The following is a 15,510-nucleotide window of genomic DNA, read 5'->3' as shown; positions in this document are numbered from 1 at the left end:
CCTGTTCGGACGGTCCACGAGCGACCCACCCGGGCGTGCGGCCACCCGGGCCTGACGCGACCATTGCGTCGTGAACTGGTCCGGGTGGTACCTCGTCCTCGTGCTCGTGGCGGCGATCGTCGTGCTGATCGTCCTGATCAACTCGCGGGTCCGGTTCAGCCCGTTCGTGGCCCTGCTGGTGGTGGCGCTCGGCGTCGGGCTCGCGGGCGGCGAGGACCTGGCCACGATCGCCGACTCGATCACGACGGGCGCCGGGGACATCCTCGGCGACGTCGGCCTCACCCTCGCCCTGGGCACCATGCTGGGGCGGCTGCTCGCCGAGTCCGGCGCGACCGGGCGGATCGCCGACGCCGTGGTGTCGCGCTCCACTCCGCGCAGCCTGCCGTGGCTGGTGTGCGCGGCCGCCTTCGTCATCGGCGTGCCGATGTTCTTCGAGGTCGGGCTGATCGTGCTGCTGCCGTTGCTGTTCAGCGTCGCGCGCCGCCTGGAGCTGGAGGGGGCCGCGCCGTCGCCGTATGCGACTGTGGCGATCCCCGCGATCGCGACGCTCGCGACCCTGCACGGAATGGTGCCGCCGCACCCCGGGCCGCTGATCGCCGTCGACGGGCTGGGTGCCGACCTCGGGCGCACCATCGTCGTCGGGCTGCTGTGTGCGGTCCCGGCGATCGTGGTGGGCGGGCCGCTCTACGCGCGTCTCATGGCTCCGCGGTTGCCGGTCCGTCCCGACGCCGAGCTGGTCGCGCAGTTCACCGAGACCGGCACCGAGACCGGCACCGGGGCCGGGGGCGGGGTCGGGCCGGACGGCCGCCGCGGGGAGGAGCCCGCCCCGGTTCCACTGCCGATCGCGCTCGTCGCCGTCGCGGTGCCGGTGGTGCTGATGCTGGCCCGCACGGTGGCCGAGGTCGCCCTGCCGGACGGTGCCGTGTTCCGCCAGGTCACGACCCTGCTCGGCCAGCCGATCGTCGCGATGCTCGCCGGGTTCCTCTACGCGTTGTTCGCGCTCGGGCTGCTGCGCGGTCGCCCGGCCGAGGAGCTGCGGACCTCGCTCGCCGACGCGGTGAAGTCGGTGACCGGAATCCTGCTCATCATCGGCGGTGGCGGTGCGTTCAACCAGGTCCTCAAGGACTCCGGCATCAGCGACGCCGTCGGTGCCGCCGCGTCCGGGCTGCCGGTCAGTCCTCTGCTGCTGGCGTGGCTGCTCGCGTTGCTGCTGTCCACCTCCACCGGCTCGGCCACCGTCGGCATCGTCGCGGCCACCGGTGTGGTCGCGCCGCTGCTCGCCGGGGCGGGCCCCTGGTACGTGGCGTTGGCCGTGGTCGCCGTCGGCGCCGGGTCGGTCGGCCTGAACTACGTCAACCACGCCGGGTTCTGGCTGGTCAAGGAGTCGTTCGGGATGACGGTGGGGCAGGCGACGCGCTCGCACACCGCCGTGCAGACCGTGGTGAGCGTGGTCGGGCTGGTGATGGTGCTGCTGCTGTCGCTGGTGCTGCCCGCCGGGGCATGACCATGGCGGGCACGACCATGGCGGGAGCTCCTCCCGCCATGGTCAACGTATAACGCACACGGGGACTTGCGGCAAGACCCCCGGGCCGCGCCAGACTCTGCGCCCGGCGCCGTGACCTGCGGCGTCGTGGCGACACGGGGGTGGACGTGCACGGGGTGCTGCAGTGGGACGAGGTCGGCCGGGAACTGGTGGACCTCGTCGGGGGGAAGGCCGCGCATCTGGGGGAGCTGACCCGGACGGCGGGGGTCGCGGTCCCACGCGGCTGGTGCGTGACCACCGACGCCTACCGGGCCGTCGTGGGGAGTGCGCCCGGGTTCGACGCGTTGCTGGACCGCCTGGCCGGTCTGCCGATCGGTGACGACGACGGACTCGCCGCGGTCGCCGCCGAGATCCGCGGTCTGGTGGTCTCCCGGCCGGTCCCCGACGACGTCGCTGCGGCGGTCATCGCGGCCGTCGGCCGGGCCCCGGCGGGGACGGCGTGGGCGGTGCGCTCCAGCGCGACCGCCGAGGACCTGCCGACGGCGTCGTTCGCCGGGCAGCAGGACTCCTACCTCAACGTGGTGGGCGCCGACGCCGTGCTCGACCGGGTGCGGGACTGCTGGGCGTCGCTGTTCACCGACCGGGCGGTGGCCTACCGCCGTAGCCGGGGTCTGGAGCACCGGGCCGTCGCGATGGCGGTGTTGGTGCAGGAGATGGTGGTCCCGGACGTCTCCGGGGTGCTGTTCACCGCCGACCCGGTGACCTCGGACCGGACCGTGAGAGTCGTCGAGGCGGTGCCCGGGCTGGGGGAGGCGCTGGTGTCCGGCCTGGTCGCGGCGGACGCGTGGACGGTCCGCGACACCGGCGGGACCGCCGAGGTCGTCGACGCGCGGACGGCACCGCGGACGGTCGCGGTGCGGCCGGCGCCGGGCGGCGGTACCCGTACCGAGCAGCTCGACCCCGACGGCGGGCCGCTGCTCACCGAGGACCAGGTGCTGGCCCTGGTCCGGCTCGGCCGGACCATCGAGGCCGGGTTCGGGAGCCCGCAGGACGTCGAGTGGTGCCTGTCCGGCGGCCGGTTCCAGGTCGTCCAGAGCCGCCCGATCACCACGTTGTTCCCGGTGCCCGACACCGACGACGACCGCTTCCACGTCTACCTGTCGGTCGGCTACCAGCAGATGATGACCGATGCGATGCGCCCGCTCGGGCTGTCGGTGTGGCAGATGACGACGCCGCGCCCGATGGCCGAGGCGGGCGGGCGGCTGTTCGTCGACGTCACCGACGCCCTGGGCACCCCCTCCGGACGTGCCGGCCTGCTCGCGGTGATGGGCCGGTCGGACCCGCTGATGGCCGACGCGCTGCGCACCGTGCTCGACCGCGGCGTGGTCGAGCTCGGTGCGGACCCGGCGGTGCCCGTGCCGGTGCACGGTGCGCCGACCACGGAGCCGCTCGACCCGGACCCCGCACCGGTCGCCGAGCTGGTGGCCGAGGGCAGGGCCTCGGTGGCGGAGGCGGCCCGCCGGATCCGGGGCCGCGTCGGGCCGGAGCTGTTCACCGCGATCCGCGAGGACATCCCCGAGCTGCGGGCGCGGCTGAGCAACCCGCGCAGCACCCGGGTGTTCATGACCGCGATGGACGCGGCGTACTGGATCGACGAGCACGTCGGCGAGTGGCTGGGGGAGCGGCCGTCGGACGTGCTGACCCGGTCGGTGCCCGACAACGTGACCTCGCAGATGGGGCTCGCGCTGCTCGACGTCGCCGACGCGATCCGCCCGTACCCGGAGGCGGTGGCGCTGCTGCGCCGGGCCGGCGACGACGTGCTGGAGCGGCTGCCGTCGGTCGAGGGCGGCACGATGGCCCGGGACGCGATCCTCGGCTGGCTCGACGCCTACGGGGCCCGCTGCGTCGGCGAGATCGACATCACCCGGCCGCGGTGGCACGAGCGGCCGGCCGCGCTCGTGCCGTTGATCCTCGGTCACGTCGACGGCGAGGAGCCCGGTGCCGGGCGTCGCCGGTTCGACGAGGGCCGCCGCGAGGCCGAGGCGACCCGCGACGACCTGCTGGCCCGGCTGCGTGCAGGCGTCGACGGCGAGGCCCGCGCCGCGGCGACGGCGCTGATGATCGAACGGTTGCGGACCTTCATCGGCTACCGCGAGTTCCCCAAGTTCGGCATGGTCTCCCGCTACGCGATCTACCGGGCCGCGCTGCTCGCCGAGGCCGACCGGCTCGTCGCCGCGGGGGTGCTCGACGACCGCACCGACGCCTACTTCCTGTGGTTCGACGAGCTGGAGCAGGTCTCGCGGACCGGGCACGCCGACCTCGCGCTGGTGCGCACCCGGCGGGCGGAGTTCGCCGTGCACGAGACGCTGACCCCGCCGCGGGTGCTCACCTCGGACGGCGAGTGCCTCCAGGGTTCCTACCACCGCGACGACGTGCCGCCCGGAGCGCTCGCCGGGCTCGCGGTGTCGGCCGGGACGATCGAGGGCCGCGCCCGCGTCGTCGCCGACCTGTCCGGCGCCGCACTCGAACCCGGGGACGTGCTGGTCACCGCCTACACCGATCCCAGCTGGTCACCGGCGTTCGTGACGATCGCCGGGCTGGTCACCGAGGTCGGTGGGCGGATGACCCACGGTGCCGTCGTCGCCCGCGAGTACGGTCTGCCCGCGGTGGTCGGGGTGGAGCACGCGACCCGCCTGATCCCCGACGGCCGGCGGGTCCGGGTGGACGGCGGGAGCGGCCTGGTCGAGATCCTCGACTGAGTCGTGTCGAGAACGGGGGACCGGCTCCGTCCCCGGGACGGACGCGGCCACGGGGGCCGCGCGATCGGGAGGACGTCATGAGCGTGCTGCGGATGGACAACGTCGGTGTCGTCGTCACCGACCTCGACGAGGCGGTCGCGTTCTTCGGCGCGCTCGGCCTGGAGCTGGAGGGTCGGGCGACGGTGGAGGGCCCGGACGTGGACCGGCTCGTCGGGCTCGACGGCGTGCGGTGCGACATGGCCGTCGTGCGGACGCCGGACGGCCACGGCCGGCTGGAGCTCATGCGGTTCGGCTCGCCGTCGTCGCCGGCCGGGGATCCGGACGCCGCGGTGAACGTGCCGGGCATCCGGCGGATCATGTTCGCGGTCACCGACGTGGCGGAGACGCTCTCCCGGCTGCGCAGGCACGGCGCCGCGCCGGTCGGCGACGTGGTGCCGTTCGGCGGGGCGCACGTGCTCGCCTACGTGCGGGGACCGGGCGGCATCCTCGTCGCGCTGGCCGAGGAGACCGGCTGACCCGGTCGCCCCTGCTCCCTTGACAGCGGCCGCCCCGCCCAGCACCCTCGTGCCTCGTGAACCTATCAGACAGCCGGACAGCCGGACAGCACGGTCCCCGTCGCGTCAGCGCGATGGAGGCCGTGCTGTCCCACCTGCGCGCCACCATCGAGCGGGGCGAGTACCAGGTCGGCGACAAGCTGCCCGCCGAGGCGGCGCTGAGCGCGGAGTTCGAGGTCAGCCGGTCGGTGGTCCGCGAGGCGCTCCGGGGTCTGCAGGCGCTCGGGCTGACCGAGTCGCGCACCGGGCGGGGCACCTTCGTCGTCGCGACCGGTCCGACCGACGACCCGACCTTCGGCGCCTACAGCGCCCGTGACCTCGTCGAGGTCCGCCGGCACGTCGAGATCCCGGTCGCGGGCTACGCCGCCCTGCGGCACGAGGACGCCGACCTCGACGAGCTGTGGCACCTGGTCGGGCGGATGGACGCCGAGACCGACGACGCCACCTGGGTCGCACTGGACTCGCTGTTCCACATCACGATCGCGCGGGCCTCGCGGAACCCGGCGTTCACCAAGGTCATCGAGGAGATCCGGGAGGCGCTGGCCGCGCAGTCGTCGTTCCTCAACAAGCTGGGCGACCGGCGCGAGCAGTCCAACGCCGAGCACCGGCGGATCGTCGCCGCGATCGCGGAGCGCTCCCAGGAACGCGCCGCCGCCGAGATGACCGCCCACCTGGGCCACGTCGAACGGACGCTGGCCGGGATCGTCCGCGAGGGCGGCGCGACCCGATGAGCGGGGCCACCCGGACCACGGGCCACGGCACCCCGGACGGAGAGGACGACACGGAATGACCCAGCTGGCCGCCCCACCCAGGATCGGGGTACCGGCCCACGAGCCGCTGGTGCACCTGCTGCGTGACGGCATGGTCGAGGGGGTGCACCACGGCTCGGTCGTGGTCCTCGCCCCGGACGGCTCGACGCTGTTCGCCGCGGGGGACCCGGACGTCGCGTTCTACCCCCGCTCGACGGCGAAGCCGCTGCAGGCGGCGGCGATGGCCCGGCTCGGGCTGCGGCCGGGGCCCGCCGGGTTCGCGATCGCCGCCGCGAGCCACTCCGGCGAGCAGGCCCACCTCGGCGCCGTGCGGGCGCTGCTCGGCCCGATCGGCGTCGACGCGCTGCGCAACCCCGCCGACCTGCCCTACGACCCCGAGGAGCGGGACGCCTGGCTCGCCGCGGGCCGGTCCGCGTCGCAGCTGGCGCAGAACTGCTCCGGCAAGCACGCCGCGATGCTGCGGACCTGTGTGCTGCGCGACTGGCCGACCGAGGGCTACCTGGACCCGCGGCACCCGTTGCAGACGGCGATCCGGGAGACCGTCGAGGACCTCACCGGCGCCGCGGTCGCCAGGACCGCCGTCGACGGCTGCGGCGCACCGCTGTTCGCCATCTCGCTGCGGGGGCTGGCCGGCGCGCTGGCCCGGCTCGTGACGGCCGACCCGGAGACCCCGGACGGCCTGGTCGCGGCCGGGATGCGTCGGCACCCCGAGCTCGTCGGCGGGTCCCGGCGTCCGGTCACCGCGCTGATGCGTGCCGTGCCGGGGCTGCTCGCCAAGGACGGCTTCGAGGCCGTCACCGTCGCCGCGCTGCCCGACGGCACCTCGGTCGCCGTGAAGATCGCCGACGGCGGGCTGCGCGCGCTGCGCCCCGTCGTCACCGCCGCGCTGGCCCGGTGCGGCGTCCACCTTCCGTCGGGGCGGACCGACCTGCAGGTCACCGGTTCCCTGGCTGCCCGGGGTCGTGACGACGCCGGGCGGCATGCACAGGAGTAGTGCGGTCACCGAAATCGATTGCGGTCAGCGCAACCGGGGGCGCACGCTGGCGCGGTGAACAGACGGGACAGAACCGACGACATCATCGACATCATCCTTCCGCTCCCTCCGGCCGCCCCGCCGGACGCGGACGATCCGGCACGAGCAGGGCAGGAGGCCGTGCGCGAGGAGGTCGTCCGGCAGCGGGAGATCCTCCAGCGCTACCTCCGCGTCGCCGACGGCGGCGGTGAGCCTCCGCACGGGGACGTCCTGCTGAACGAGATCGATCGTGCGCGCACCGAGATGCGGGAGGCCGAGGACCGGATGCGGATGCTCATCGCCTACGGCCGCGAGTTCGTCACGCCACGGCCCTACCCGCTCAAGACGCTCGCGGCGGCGGCCGGGATGTCGATCTCCGGCACCCGCGGTGCGTACACCTCCGACGAGACCGTCGCCGTCGCGGAACGGATCGGGCGCCGCCCGGCCGGCGACGGTCACGACCCTGCGCCGCACCCTCCCGCGTGATCACGACGCGGACGTGGTCCCGGCGAGCACGTCGCGGCGGGGCCGTCCGCACCGCGGGATTGCCGATTCGCAAGATTTCTTGCAGTTCGGGTAGGCGGGCGCCGATGCTGCGGAGGTGAACCTCCTCCGAGCAGTCCTCCGCGGCAGGGGCGGTGGGCAGGGCCCACGACGTCATGGCGTGGTCGTCGCCCTCACCGTGCTGGTCCTCGCGGCCGGCTGCGGGACCGGCGGCGTCCCGGACACCGGCCCCCCACCGGTGCCTCCCGGTGCGACCGGGTTCGACGCCGCCACCCGGGACGACCCCGATTTCGACGGCACGTTCCGGCACGGGTTCGCCGACGTCGACGGGGTCCGGATGCACTACGTCGCCGGCGGGACCGGCCCGCCCGTGGTGCTCCTGCACGGATGGCCGCAGTCCTGGTACGCGTGGTGGCCGATCATGCCCGCCCTCGCCGAGCACCACACCGTCTACGCGGTCGATCTGCCGGGACTGGGGGACAGCGAAGGTGTCCCCACCGGTTACGACAAGGCCACCCTCGCCCGGTACGTGCACGGACTGGTCGCGGGTCACCTGGGGTTGCGCGAGGTCCACGTCGTCGGGCACGACCTGGGTGCCGGGGTCGGGTTCCGGTACGCGGCCCAGTACCCGGACGAGGTCCTGCGCTACGCCCACCTCGACTACCCACTGCCGGGGCCCGCGCTCAGTGCCGCGAGGTACCGCACGTTCAGCTGGCACATCGCCTTCCACACCAAGCGGGTCGTGCCCGAGGCCGTCGTCGCCGACGACGTGCGCGAGTACCTGAGCCTGTTCTACGCCCAGGTCGCGCTCGACGGGGAGAGCTTCGGCGGCAGCCGCACGGCGCCGCCGTTCGACGAGCGGGAGATCGACGAGTTCACCCGGACCTACAGCCGGCCCCAGGTCCTGAGCGGCGGCTTCGAGCTCTACCGGGCGCTCGACCGGGACGAGCGCGACAACACCGCGGCCGCCCCCGTCCCGACGCCGACGATGCTGATGACCGCCCAGGGACTGCTGGAGTCGACGAGACCGTCCGTCGAGTCGCGCCTGCCGAACCTGGTCCGCGCGGTGGAGGTGCCCGGCAGCGGGCACTGGCTGCCCGAGGAGAACCCGGGGTTCGTCCTCGCCGAGCTGCTCGCCTTCCTGTCGTGACGGCCACCCGTCCGACCGCACACCGACACCTTCCGGAGGAACGACCGATGGACCCCATGCCGACCGCGTCCGATCCCGAGACCTTCTGGGACGAGCTGTACCGCCGCCACGCCGGGGCAGAGGCCCGCGCCAACCCCCTGCTCGCCGAGGTCGCCGGTCCGCTGGCACCGGGAACGGCGCTCGACCTCGGATGCGGCGCCGGGGGCGACACGATCTGGCTCGCCCGACGCGGCTGGCACGTCACGGCGGTGGACATCTCCGCCACCGCCGTCGACGGGCTCCGGCGCCGCGCCCGCGCCCACGGGCTCACCGAGCGGATCCGCGCCGAGCGCCACGACCTCGCGACGACGTTCCCGGACGGGACGTTCGACCTGGTCTCGGCCCAGTACCTGCACACCCCGTTCACCCTGGACCGCGACGCGGTGCTGCGGACCGCCGCCCACGCACTGCGGCCGGACGGGCTGCTCCTCGTCGTCGACCACGGGTCCGTCGCACCCTGGTCGTGGAACCAGGACCCCGGCACCCGCCACCCCGGCGCCGCGGAGATCGCCGCCGGGCTCGGTCTCGACCCCGACGGGTGGACCGTCGAGCGCGCCGACGAGCCCACGCGCCTCGCGAGCGGCCCCGACGGCCGCACCGCCACGGTCGTCGACACCGTCCTGGTCCTGCGCCGCGCCGGCGACGCCCGCACCCACCGGAGCTGACCGTGCCACGACACCGCCCTCCCGCGCGACGCCGCGGACGAGAAGAGCGTCCTGGCCGGGTTCCTGGGACACCTCCGCGGCGCGGTCGCCGCCAAGGCCGACGGCGTCGGGGACCTCGCCGCCCGCGAGCCCGGCGTCCCCTCGGGGACCAGCCTGCTCGGCCTGCTCACGCACCTGACGCACGTCGAACGCCACTACTTCCTCGGCGAGGCCGTCCGCGACTGGCCCGCGACCTTCCGGCCGCGCGACGAGGACACCGCCGAGCAGGTCGTGGCCGCCTACCGGGAGGCCGTCGCCCGCGCCGACGCGGTCATCGACACCTGGTCCGACCTGGACCGGGCGGCGCCGGTGCCCGCGGGACGGAGGTCGGCCCCGTCGCGGCGCTGGCTGCTCGTGCACATGATCGAGGAGACCGGGCGCCACGCCGGGCACGCCGACATCCTCCGCGAACGCATCGACGGTCGTACTGGGCGCTGAGGCCCGTTGTGCACCTCGGACGGTCGGTCGTGACGGCGTGGTGCCGCCCGTCAGCGGACGGTCGCGGTGTGGTCCGTCGCGAGGATCGCGTGGGTGAGGCCGGGGAACCGCTCGTCGAGCATGGTGTGCCGGAGGGCGGGGAACCGGGCGGTGCCTTCGGTGCGGCACTCGGTGACTCCGGCGGTGAAGAGCTGCTTGAGGTGGTACGAGCAGGTCGACGAAGGCAGGCCCACCTGATCGGCGATCTGGCCGGTCATCCGGCGCTGCCCGTCGGCGATGAGTCGCACGATCTCCAGGCGCACCGGGTCGCCCAGGGCCCGCAGCACGGACGCGAGCTCGACGTCGTCGGCAGGTACGGGGCGCAGATCGCGCTCGATGGCGGCCACCTCGACATGCTAGCTTCTGCAGTGTTTCCAAGTTCTTGGAAGTATCGAAGAAGATTCGATCGGGTGGTCTGTGCGTCGCTGCCGGCCCCGTCGAGAGGTGGCGTCGCAGTGAAGGCGATCGGCATGTGCGAGTTCGGTGGGCCCGAGGTCCTGCAGCTCATGGACCTGCCCGAGCCGCACGCCGGCGCCGGGGAGGTGCGCATCCGCGTCCACGCCGCCGCGGTCAGTCCTACGGACGTCCTGCTGCGCACCGGTGGCCATGCCGTGCGCATGCCCGGTCGTCGACCGCCGTTCGTACCCGGGATGGACGTCGCCGGTGTGATCGACCAGGTCGGCCCGCAGCTCGACGGGCGGCTCTCTGTCGGGCAACGGGTCGTCGCGATGCCCCTGTTCACCGGTCCGCACGGCGGAGGCTACGCCGAACACGTCGTCGTCTCGGCCGAGTCGGTCGTGGCAGCGCCTGCGGGAGTCGACTTCGCGGCTGCCTCGACGCTGCTGATGAACGCGATGACCGCCCGCATCGCCCTCGACGCACTCGAATCGCAGCTGGGAGACTCCGTCGCCGTGACCGGCGCCGCCGGGGCAGTGGGGGGATACGCGGTCGAGCTGGCCAAGGCCGACGGCCTGGTCGTGATCGCGGACGCATCGAGCGTCGACACGGAACTCGTGCGCGGGTTCGGAGCCGATCACGTCGTGCAACGCGGCAGCGATGTCGCAGCCCGCATCCGCGAACTCGTTCCCGGTGGGGTCCCCGGTCTCGTGGACGGCTCCGTGCAGACCACCGAGATCACGCCCGCCCTCGCCGACGGCGGAACCCTCGTCGAGCTCCAGGGCTGGAGCGGGCCCGTCGAACGCGACATCACGGTCCGCCCGATCATGGTTGCGCCCGGGGGCATCACCGACACCGTCGGGCTCGACCGGCTCGCACGCCAGGCCGAGGACGGTGTCCTCTCACTGCGGGTGGCGGAGGTCCTGCCGGCGGCGCAGGCGCACCGTGCGCACCGCATGCTCGAGGCCGGTGGCATCCGCGGCCGGCTGGTCCTCGACTTCTCCTGAGGTCCTGACGGGGGTGTTCTGCCCCATCCGAATTCGCCACCCCTCGTCCGTCCGTGCCAGTACGAGGGTGAACACGGCTTCCATGGGGTCGTCGCTGAGGATTTCCCCGTTCGGAGTCATGGTGCGTTGGCGCGCGTGCACCACTGCGTGATCAGCACCGAGCAACGTCGCGTGCTCCGGGCTGTAGGTGACCTCGACCGCCTCCAGTGGGCCGCCCGCCGCGAAGACCTGGGATTGCGCTCGATGCAGGTCGCTGCGGCCCAGTACCACGGCCCCACCGAAGTTCACGAATGTGCAGTCTTCCGTGAACAGCGAGGCCATGGTGTCGGGATCGTTCGCATTGAAGGCAGTCTCGTAGCGGGACAGAAGGTCGAGAACCGCCTGAGGTGCAGATTCACGGTGGACTGCAGAGTCTGACCTCGGCATATCTGCCTCTCACGTCCTGGGTTCTGGTCGGACCGACCGTGACACCTCGACGCGACGTGAGGTCAACAGCCGCCGCCAGGTCGGCTGAAGCCGACGTCATGCGTTCCGCCGTCGGTAGCAGCGATCTCAGGGGCCTCGCAGCGGGGTTCTTCAGATGATGAAGAGGACGGCGGTCGCGATCGACGCCAAGCCGAAGAATGCCGCCGGGGCGACCTTCGCGGCGGGGTCACCGGCCCGGACGTGGGCGATGATCGCGCCGACCATCATGAGGGCGAATCCGATCGCCGCGGCGATGGCCAGCGGTTCCCAGAAGACGCCGATCGCGAGCGCCAGTGCGCCCACGACCTGCACCACGCCCACTAGCCGGAAGCTGTTCGGGGAGAACCGAGTTGGCGGCCCTGCTCGACCGACGACAGACGAGCGGTGGCCATCGGCAGGCCGGTGAACAGGAAGGTCACCGCGAGGATGACGGCGAAGGTCGTGTCCATGTGCGCCGTGGCCTCTCGCAGGATCGGTGCCGATCGCGGAGCCGACACCATGGGCAGCGTCCGGTGGGCAGAGGCCGTGTGCCGGTCACGCGCTCCACAGCCTAGAAGTCCCGGGTCGCCCCGACACTCTCTTTCCGGCCGCTCGCTGTGAGGCCCGACGTAGGGCGGCAGGTACAAGTCGTCCGCGGCCGGTCGGGCCGCGTTGCTCTCTGCCCACGAGGAGCTGAGGCGCCGACTGCACTGATGGCAGGCGCCCTGCACATGGACCAGTTGGCAGACGACCTAGTACGTGACACGATCTATTCATGGACTCACCGGGGCTGCCGACGGACTGGACGCGGGCCGTCCTGCCGATCGTGGTCCTCGCGGCGCTGGCTCGGGGTGAAGCCCACGGCTACGCCTTACGTCAGATCCTTCACGAGGAGGGTCTCGAGAACGTCACCGGGAGCACTCTTTACCCGCTTCTGGCGCGCCAGCAGGAACTCGGCAGATTGGGGTTCCGATGGGAGCACGACGGAAGCGGTCCTGCGCGGAAAGTGTTCTTCCTGACGGAGGAAGGGAGAGGCGCCCTAGGTCGACTCAAGGTCGAGTGGGGCCGGCTGGCCGCCGTCGTCGAGAATTCCCTTGCGTCTGATCCGACCGAGGTGGAGAAATGAGCTACTATCACGATCTTGCGTTTGAGCTGCGCATGCGCGGTCAGTCAGAGGAGCGGGTCGAAGAGATTTTGCGAGAAGTGGAGGACTTCGTTCGTAGCGCGGGAGGCGCCCCGGAGGACGAGTTCGGCAGTGCTGCTGACTTCGCGACGCGTTACGCCAGGCGCAGGCGTGTGACTGCTGGCCACTGGATCTTCATGACCGCGATTTTTGCCGCCATTTTTCTGTATATTGCCAATTTGTTACTGTTTGACTCGGGTGGTCCAGCTGTTCGTCCATGGGTGATGGGGATCAGTCTGGTCGCCCTGGTGGCGGCAGCTACTGCTGTAGCCACGATGGTGAACCGTCGGCTTCCTCGATCGTTCCATCGGTCCGGACGGAACCATCGTGACTGAGGTCCGGAGCCTCTCGCAGCTCCAGGAACCGGGTGAGGTGCGCCCTGCCCCGGGGGCGGCTGGGGCGACGAGGACCGCCAGCGGGACCGGCGGCAGCTCGAGAATCGTGTTCCCTGTGACGGGCGGACGATGCTGGCGCCACCAGGGCTGACCGAGCACCGGAAGGCTGACTTCACGGCGTTCGGGTTGGACTGCGGGATCGATGGTCCGCAGGACGCCGCGCTCGGACGGGCGGTGGGCTGAGAAACGCCGGGGCGTGTTCGGGAGAACACCGGCGGCGGCTCATCCGGGTCCGGTCACGCCCGGATGCAACGACGGGACATGCGCGGCGGGCGCGTGCCTGCGTCCCCGCCTACCTCCCGTCCGTCTCGTGAACGGGCTCGTGGAACGTGCGTCGGTAGGCGTGCGGAGTGGTGCCGACGTGACGCCCGAAGTGTCTGCGCAGGCCTGCGGCCGTCGCGAACCCGCAATGAGCGGCGACGGCCTCCACGGGCAGATCGGTGGTCTCCAGCAGTTCGCGGGCCCGCCGGACCCGCTCCGCGGCCAGCCACTGGAGCGGCGTCGAACCGACGGCTGCGCGGAAGTGGCGGGCGAAGCTGCGGGGGCTCTGTCCCGCTGCCCGAGCCCAGGTGGCCACGTCGATCGGCTCGGCGATCCGCCCGCGAGCCCAGTCGAGGCTCGCGGAGAACCCGGATGAGGTGGGAGAGGGCACCGGCGCCGGCACGTACTGTGCCTGCCCGCCGTCGCGGTGTGGCGGGACGAGGCAGTACCGGGCGACGACGTTCGCGACCCGGCTTCCGTGGTCACGTCGTACGAGGTGCAGGCACAGGTCGAGACCGGCGGCGACACCGGCCGAGGTCAGCACGTCGCCGTCGTCGACGTAGAGCACGGTGCGCTGCACGTTCACCGACGGGTGTCGCCGTGCGAGTTCGTCGACATCGGCCCAGTGCGTGATCGCCGGCCGGCCGTCCAGGAGGCCGGCGGCGGCCAGGACGAACGCCCCTGTGCAGACCGAGGCGATGCGGGCACCGCGGTCGTGCGCCCGACGCAGTGCGTCGAGCAGCGCCGGCGGGAAGTCGAACCGCTTCTCGGCCGTGGGCGGTACGAGCACGGTGTCGGCCTCGTCGAGTGCGTCGAGACCCGGCATGTCCCCGTCGAGGCGCCCGAAGGGGCGCAGACACAACGGGCCGGGCTCGCCCGCGCAGACCCGCACGTCGTACCACTGCTCGGGTGGCACTCCGATCGGCGCCGGCCGCTCCATGCCGAAGACCTGGGCGCCCGTCGAGAGCTCGAACATCGGGGTGCCGTCCAGCGCGGGGATGACCACGACGTGCATGGCAGTAATGTATCGATAAGTGTCGTTCCTGCCACTCGATCTTCGGTCGGGATGCGCGGCAGGCTGGTGGCTCCTCCCCGGTGTCGGCGACTCCTCCGGCCGCACCGGCCGCCACGATCCAGCAGAGGGAGACGATGAGCCGAGAAGTCGATCTCGTCCACGGCATCAGGGAAGTAGAGCCGGGGGTGCAGCTCCACTACGTGCAGACCGGTGGAGGGGAGCGCACGGTCGTGCTGCTGCACGGCTATCCGGAGACGTGGTGGCAATGGCGACACACGATGCCGCTGCTCGCCGCGGCGGGGTTTCGGGTCGTCGCGGTGGACTACCGCGGAGCGGGGCACTCGTCGAAGCCTGCGACCGGTTACGACAAGCGCACCATGGCGGGTGACGTCCGGCGACTCCTCGTCGACCATCTCGGCATCACGGAACCGGTCGTGCTGGTGGGCCACGACATCGGCATGAAGGTGGCGTTCGCCTATGCGAGTCTCTTCGCCGACGGTGTGGCGAAGCTGGTCCTCGTCGATGCGATCATCCCCGGTACGGACCATTTCCGGGCGCTGCTCACCACCGGCAGGCTGAGCAACTCCAACCTGGCGCACTTCTTCTTCCACAATGCGCGGAACGGCATGGCGGAGACGTTGACGGCGGGGCGAGAGCGGGTCTACATCCAGGACTTCTTCGACCGCATCGCTTTCAACGCCGGCGCGTTCCCGCCGGAGGTGGTCGACGTCTATGCCAAGGCCTATGCCGCCCCGGGCGCGATGCGGGCCGGGTTCGAGCTGTACCGTGCCTTCGACCAGGACGGGTACGACAATTCCGAGCTGCTGTCCACGGGCGGCAGACTTCGCATGCCGCTGCTCTACGTGGCCGGCGCCGAGAGCTTCTTCAGAACCATCGCGAAAGACGTCGTGACCGACATTGCCGAGAACGGTTCTCTCGCCGTGGTCGCTGCCAGCGGCCACTACCCGGCCGAGGAGAACCCGGAGGAGTTCGTCGAGGCTGTGCTGTCGTTCTGCCGGGAGTCGAGCTAGCGTCGGGTCAACACCTGCAAGAACCTGCACGTCGCTGGCCAGCGGGGCCTCGTTCGCCGCGTTCTGCGGCGTCATCCCCACCGAGGCATCGTGCGGCCGCAGCCATCGACACCGGCTCAGCCGCAGCGGTGACCCGCAGGTGAACTCGGCGCTCTACACGATCACGATCGCCTGCCTTCGAGGGAACCGACAGACCCAGGACTGTGTGCGGCGGCGGGGCAGCGAGGGCTACACGCGCCGTGAAGCCATCCGCTGCCTCGAGCGCCACGTCAGCCGACACCTCTGTTGACTCACAACAGGCCCCGGCCATCAGACCTCGACACAGC

At 72.2% G+C, this 15,510-nt stretch carries 19 protein-coding genes; 14 read left to right on the top strand and 5 right to left on the bottom strand.

The annotated features are described in order from the left end of the window. Positions 1 to 70 precede the first annotated feature (70 nt). The 9 genes from Ae717Ps2_RS21645 to Ae717Ps2_RS21605 all read left to right on the top strand — a co-directional run bounded on the left by Ae717Ps2_RS21645 (position 71) and on the right by Ae717Ps2_RS21605 (position 9,413). Positions 71 to 1,504 (top strand): GntP family permease, encoded by a 1,434-nt coding sequence (locus Ae717Ps2_RS21645; RefSeq protein ID WP_075310440.1) that lies wholly within the window; start codon positions 71 to 73, stop codon positions 1,502 to 1,504. Between the two features lie 140 nt (positions 1,505 to 1,644). After that, positions 1,645 to 4,242, top strand: coding sequence for a rifamycin-inactivating phosphotransferase (gene rph, locus Ae717Ps2_RS21640; protein ID WP_075310442.1), 2,598 nt, complete (start codon positions 1,645 to 1,647; stop codon positions 4,240 to 4,242). 77 nt (positions 4,243 to 4,319) lie between these two features. Continuing rightward, positions 4,320 to 4,757 carry a VOC family protein gene (locus tag Ae717Ps2_RS21635; protein ID WP_020628000.1) on the top strand — a complete coding sequence of 146 codons (438 nt, stop codon included), beginning with the start codon at positions 4,320 to 4,322 and terminating at the stop codon, positions 4,755 to 4,757. A gap of 113 nt (positions 4,758 to 4,870) precedes the next feature. Further along, positions 4,871 to 5,527, top strand: a complete 657-nt coding sequence (locus Ae717Ps2_RS21630) for a FadR/GntR family transcriptional regulator (RefSeq protein WP_075310444.1) — start codon at positions 4,871 to 4,873, stop codon at positions 5,525 to 5,527. Positions 5,528 to 5,582: 55 nt separating this feature from the next. After that, positions 5,583 to 6,560, top strand: a complete 978-nt coding sequence (locus tag Ae717Ps2_RS21625) for an asparaginase (RefSeq protein WP_075310446.1) — start codon at positions 5,583 to 5,585, stop codon at positions 6,558 to 6,560. A gap of 54 nt (positions 6,561 to 6,614) precedes the next feature. Continuing rightward, positions 6,615 to 7,064, top strand: a complete 450-nt coding sequence (locus Ae717Ps2_RS21620; RefSeq protein WP_063718833.1) for a hypothetical protein — start codon at positions 6,615 to 6,617, stop codon at positions 7,062 to 7,064. Between the two features lie 178 nt (positions 7,065 to 7,242). Further along, on the top strand, positions 7,243 to 8,232 hold the full coding sequence (locus Ae717Ps2_RS21615; RefSeq protein WP_233147650.1) for an alpha/beta fold hydrolase: 990 nt from the start codon (positions 7,243 to 7,245) through the stop codon (positions 8,230 to 8,232). Between the two features lie 47 nt (positions 8,233 to 8,279). Continuing rightward, the gene (locus Ae717Ps2_RS21610; protein WP_369804850.1) at positions 8,280 to 8,936 is read left to right on the top strand and encodes a cyclopropane-fatty-acyl-phospholipid synthase family protein; all 657 of its coding nucleotides are present in this window, start codon (positions 8,280 to 8,282) and stop codon (positions 8,934 to 8,936) included. Positions 8,937 to 8,987: 51 nt separating this feature from the next. Beyond that, the gene (locus Ae717Ps2_RS21605) at positions 8,988 to 9,413 is read left to right on the top strand and encodes a DinB family protein (RefSeq protein WP_075333835.1); all 426 of its coding nucleotides are present in this window, start codon (positions 8,988 to 8,990) and stop codon (positions 9,411 to 9,413) included. 50 nt (positions 9,414 to 9,463) lie between these two features. Here Ae717Ps2_RS21605 and Ae717Ps2_RS21600 read toward each other — a convergent pair whose 3' ends face one another. Continuing rightward, on the bottom strand, positions 9,464 to 9,799 hold the full coding sequence (locus Ae717Ps2_RS21600; RefSeq protein WP_233147649.1) for a helix-turn-helix transcriptional regulator: 336 nt from the start codon (positions 9,797 to 9,799) through the stop codon (positions 9,464 to 9,466). Between the two features lie 108 nt (positions 9,800 to 9,907). On the opposite strand from Ae717Ps2_RS21600, the gene Ae717Ps2_RS21595 reads away from it, so the two are divergent. Continuing rightward, the gene (locus Ae717Ps2_RS21595; protein WP_075310448.1) at positions 9,908 to 10,855 is read left to right on the top strand and encodes an NADP-dependent oxidoreductase; all 948 of its coding nucleotides are present in this window, start codon (positions 9,908 to 9,910) and stop codon (positions 10,853 to 10,855) included. Here the strand turns inward: Ae717Ps2_RS21595 and Ae717Ps2_RS21590 are convergent. From Ae717Ps2_RS21590 to Ae717Ps2_RS39885, 3 genes are all read right to left on the bottom strand, one after another. Continuing rightward, positions 10,751 to 11,281 carry an SgcJ/EcaC family oxidoreductase gene (locus tag Ae717Ps2_RS21590; protein WP_075310450.1) on the bottom strand — a complete coding sequence of 177 codons (531 nt, stop codon included), beginning with the start codon at positions 11,279 to 11,281 and terminating at the stop codon, positions 10,751 to 10,753. The genes Ae717Ps2_RS21595 and Ae717Ps2_RS21590 overlap by 105 nt on opposite strands. 150 nt (positions 11,282 to 11,431) lie before the next feature. After that, entirely contained in the window at positions 11,432 to 11,623 is a 192-nt protein-coding gene (locus Ae717Ps2_RS37420) for a DoxX family protein (RefSeq protein WP_233147648.1), read from the bottom strand. A gap of 17 nt (positions 11,624 to 11,640) precedes the next feature. Next, positions 11,641 to 11,769, bottom strand: coding sequence for a hypothetical protein (locus Ae717Ps2_RS39885; RefSeq protein ID WP_020621644.1), 129 nt, complete (start codon positions 11,767 to 11,769; stop codon positions 11,641 to 11,643). A gap of 305 nt (positions 11,770 to 12,074) precedes the next feature. Here Ae717Ps2_RS39885 and Ae717Ps2_RS21580 point away from each other — a divergent pair, with 305 nt between their 5' ends. Next, positions 12,075 to 12,425, top strand: coding sequence for a PadR family transcriptional regulator (locus Ae717Ps2_RS21580; RefSeq protein WP_075310452.1), 351 nt, complete (start codon positions 12,075 to 12,077; stop codon positions 12,423 to 12,425). Further along, positions 12,422 to 12,817, top strand: coding sequence for a hypothetical protein (locus tag Ae717Ps2_RS36280; RefSeq protein ID WP_139318940.1), 396 nt, complete (start codon positions 12,422 to 12,424; stop codon positions 12,815 to 12,817). Before Ae717Ps2_RS21580 ends, Ae717Ps2_RS36280 begins: the two co-directional genes overlap by 4 nt. 352 nt (positions 12,818 to 13,169) lie before the next feature. Here the strand turns inward: Ae717Ps2_RS36280 and Ae717Ps2_RS21575 are convergent, their stop codons facing one another. After that, positions 13,170 to 14,153: a helix-turn-helix domain-containing protein gene (locus tag Ae717Ps2_RS21575; protein WP_075333834.1), complete on the bottom strand. Its 984-nt coding sequence runs from the start codon at positions 14,151 to 14,153 to the stop codon at positions 13,170 to 13,172. A 134-nt stretch (positions 14,154 to 14,287) separates the two neighbouring features. On the opposite strand from Ae717Ps2_RS21575, the gene Ae717Ps2_RS21570 reads away from it, so the two are divergent. Continuing rightward, on the top strand, positions 14,288 to 15,184 hold the full coding sequence (locus tag Ae717Ps2_RS21570) for an alpha/beta fold hydrolase (protein WP_075312864.1): 897 nt from the start codon (positions 14,288 to 14,290) through the stop codon (positions 15,182 to 15,184). Then, on the top strand, positions 15,072 to 15,473 hold the full coding sequence (locus Ae717Ps2_RS40490; protein ID WP_075310456.1) for a transposase: 402 nt from the start codon (positions 15,072 to 15,074) through the stop codon (positions 15,471 to 15,473). The genes Ae717Ps2_RS21570 and Ae717Ps2_RS40490 overlap by 113 nt, the downstream gene beginning before the upstream one ends. The last annotated feature ends 37 nt before the right edge of the window (positions 15,474 to 15,510 follow it).

It is taken from the genome of Pseudonocardia sp. Ae717_Ps2 (assembly GCF_001932475.1).
In the GTDB taxonomy this organism is placed as follows: domain Bacteria; phylum Actinomycetota; class Actinomycetes; order Mycobacteriales; family Pseudonocardiaceae; genus Pseudonocardia.
The sequence above is the reverse complement of the archived record's forward strand: the minus strand, read 5'-3'. Positions and strand labels throughout refer to the sequence as shown.

Coding starts and splice junctions, on each gene's coding strand:
- Ae717Ps2_RS21635 (WP_020628000.1), top strand. CDS start 4,320: ATGAGCGTGCTGCGGATGGACAACGTCGGTGTCGTCGTCACCGACCTC.
- Ae717Ps2_RS21630 (WP_075310444.1), top strand. CDS start 4,871: ATGGAGGCCGTGCTGTCCCACCTGCGCGCCACCATCGAGCGGGGCGAG.
- Ae717Ps2_RS21625 (WP_075310446.1), top strand. CDS start 5,583: ATGACCCAGCTGGCCGCCCCACCCAGGATCGGGGTACCGGCCCACGAG.
- Ae717Ps2_RS21610 (WP_369804850.1), top strand. CDS start 8,280: ATGGACCCCATGCCGACCGCGTCCGATCCCGAGACCTTCTGGGACGAG.
- Ae717Ps2_RS21590 (WP_075310450.1), bottom strand. CDS start 11,281: ATGCCGAGGTCAGACTCTGCAGTCCACCGTGAATCTGCACCTCAGGCG.
- Ae717Ps2_RS39885 (WP_020621644.1), bottom strand. CDS start 11,769: ATGGACACGACCTTCGCCGTCATCCTCGCGGTGACCTTCCTGTTCACC.
- Ae717Ps2_RS21580 (WP_075310452.1), top strand. CDS start 12,075: ATGGACTCACCGGGGCTGCCGACGGACTGGACGCGGGCCGTCCTGCCG.
- Ae717Ps2_RS36280 (WP_139318940.1), top strand. CDS start 12,422: ATGAGCTACTATCACGATCTTGCGTTTGAGCTGCGCATGCGCGGTCAG.
- Ae717Ps2_RS21575 (WP_075333834.1), bottom strand. CDS start 14,153: ATGCACGTCGTGGTCATCCCCGCGCTGGACGGCACCCCGATGTTCGAG.
- Ae717Ps2_RS21570 (WP_075312864.1), top strand. CDS start 14,288: ATGAGCCGAGAAGTCGATCTCGTCCACGGCATCAGGGAAGTAGAGCCG.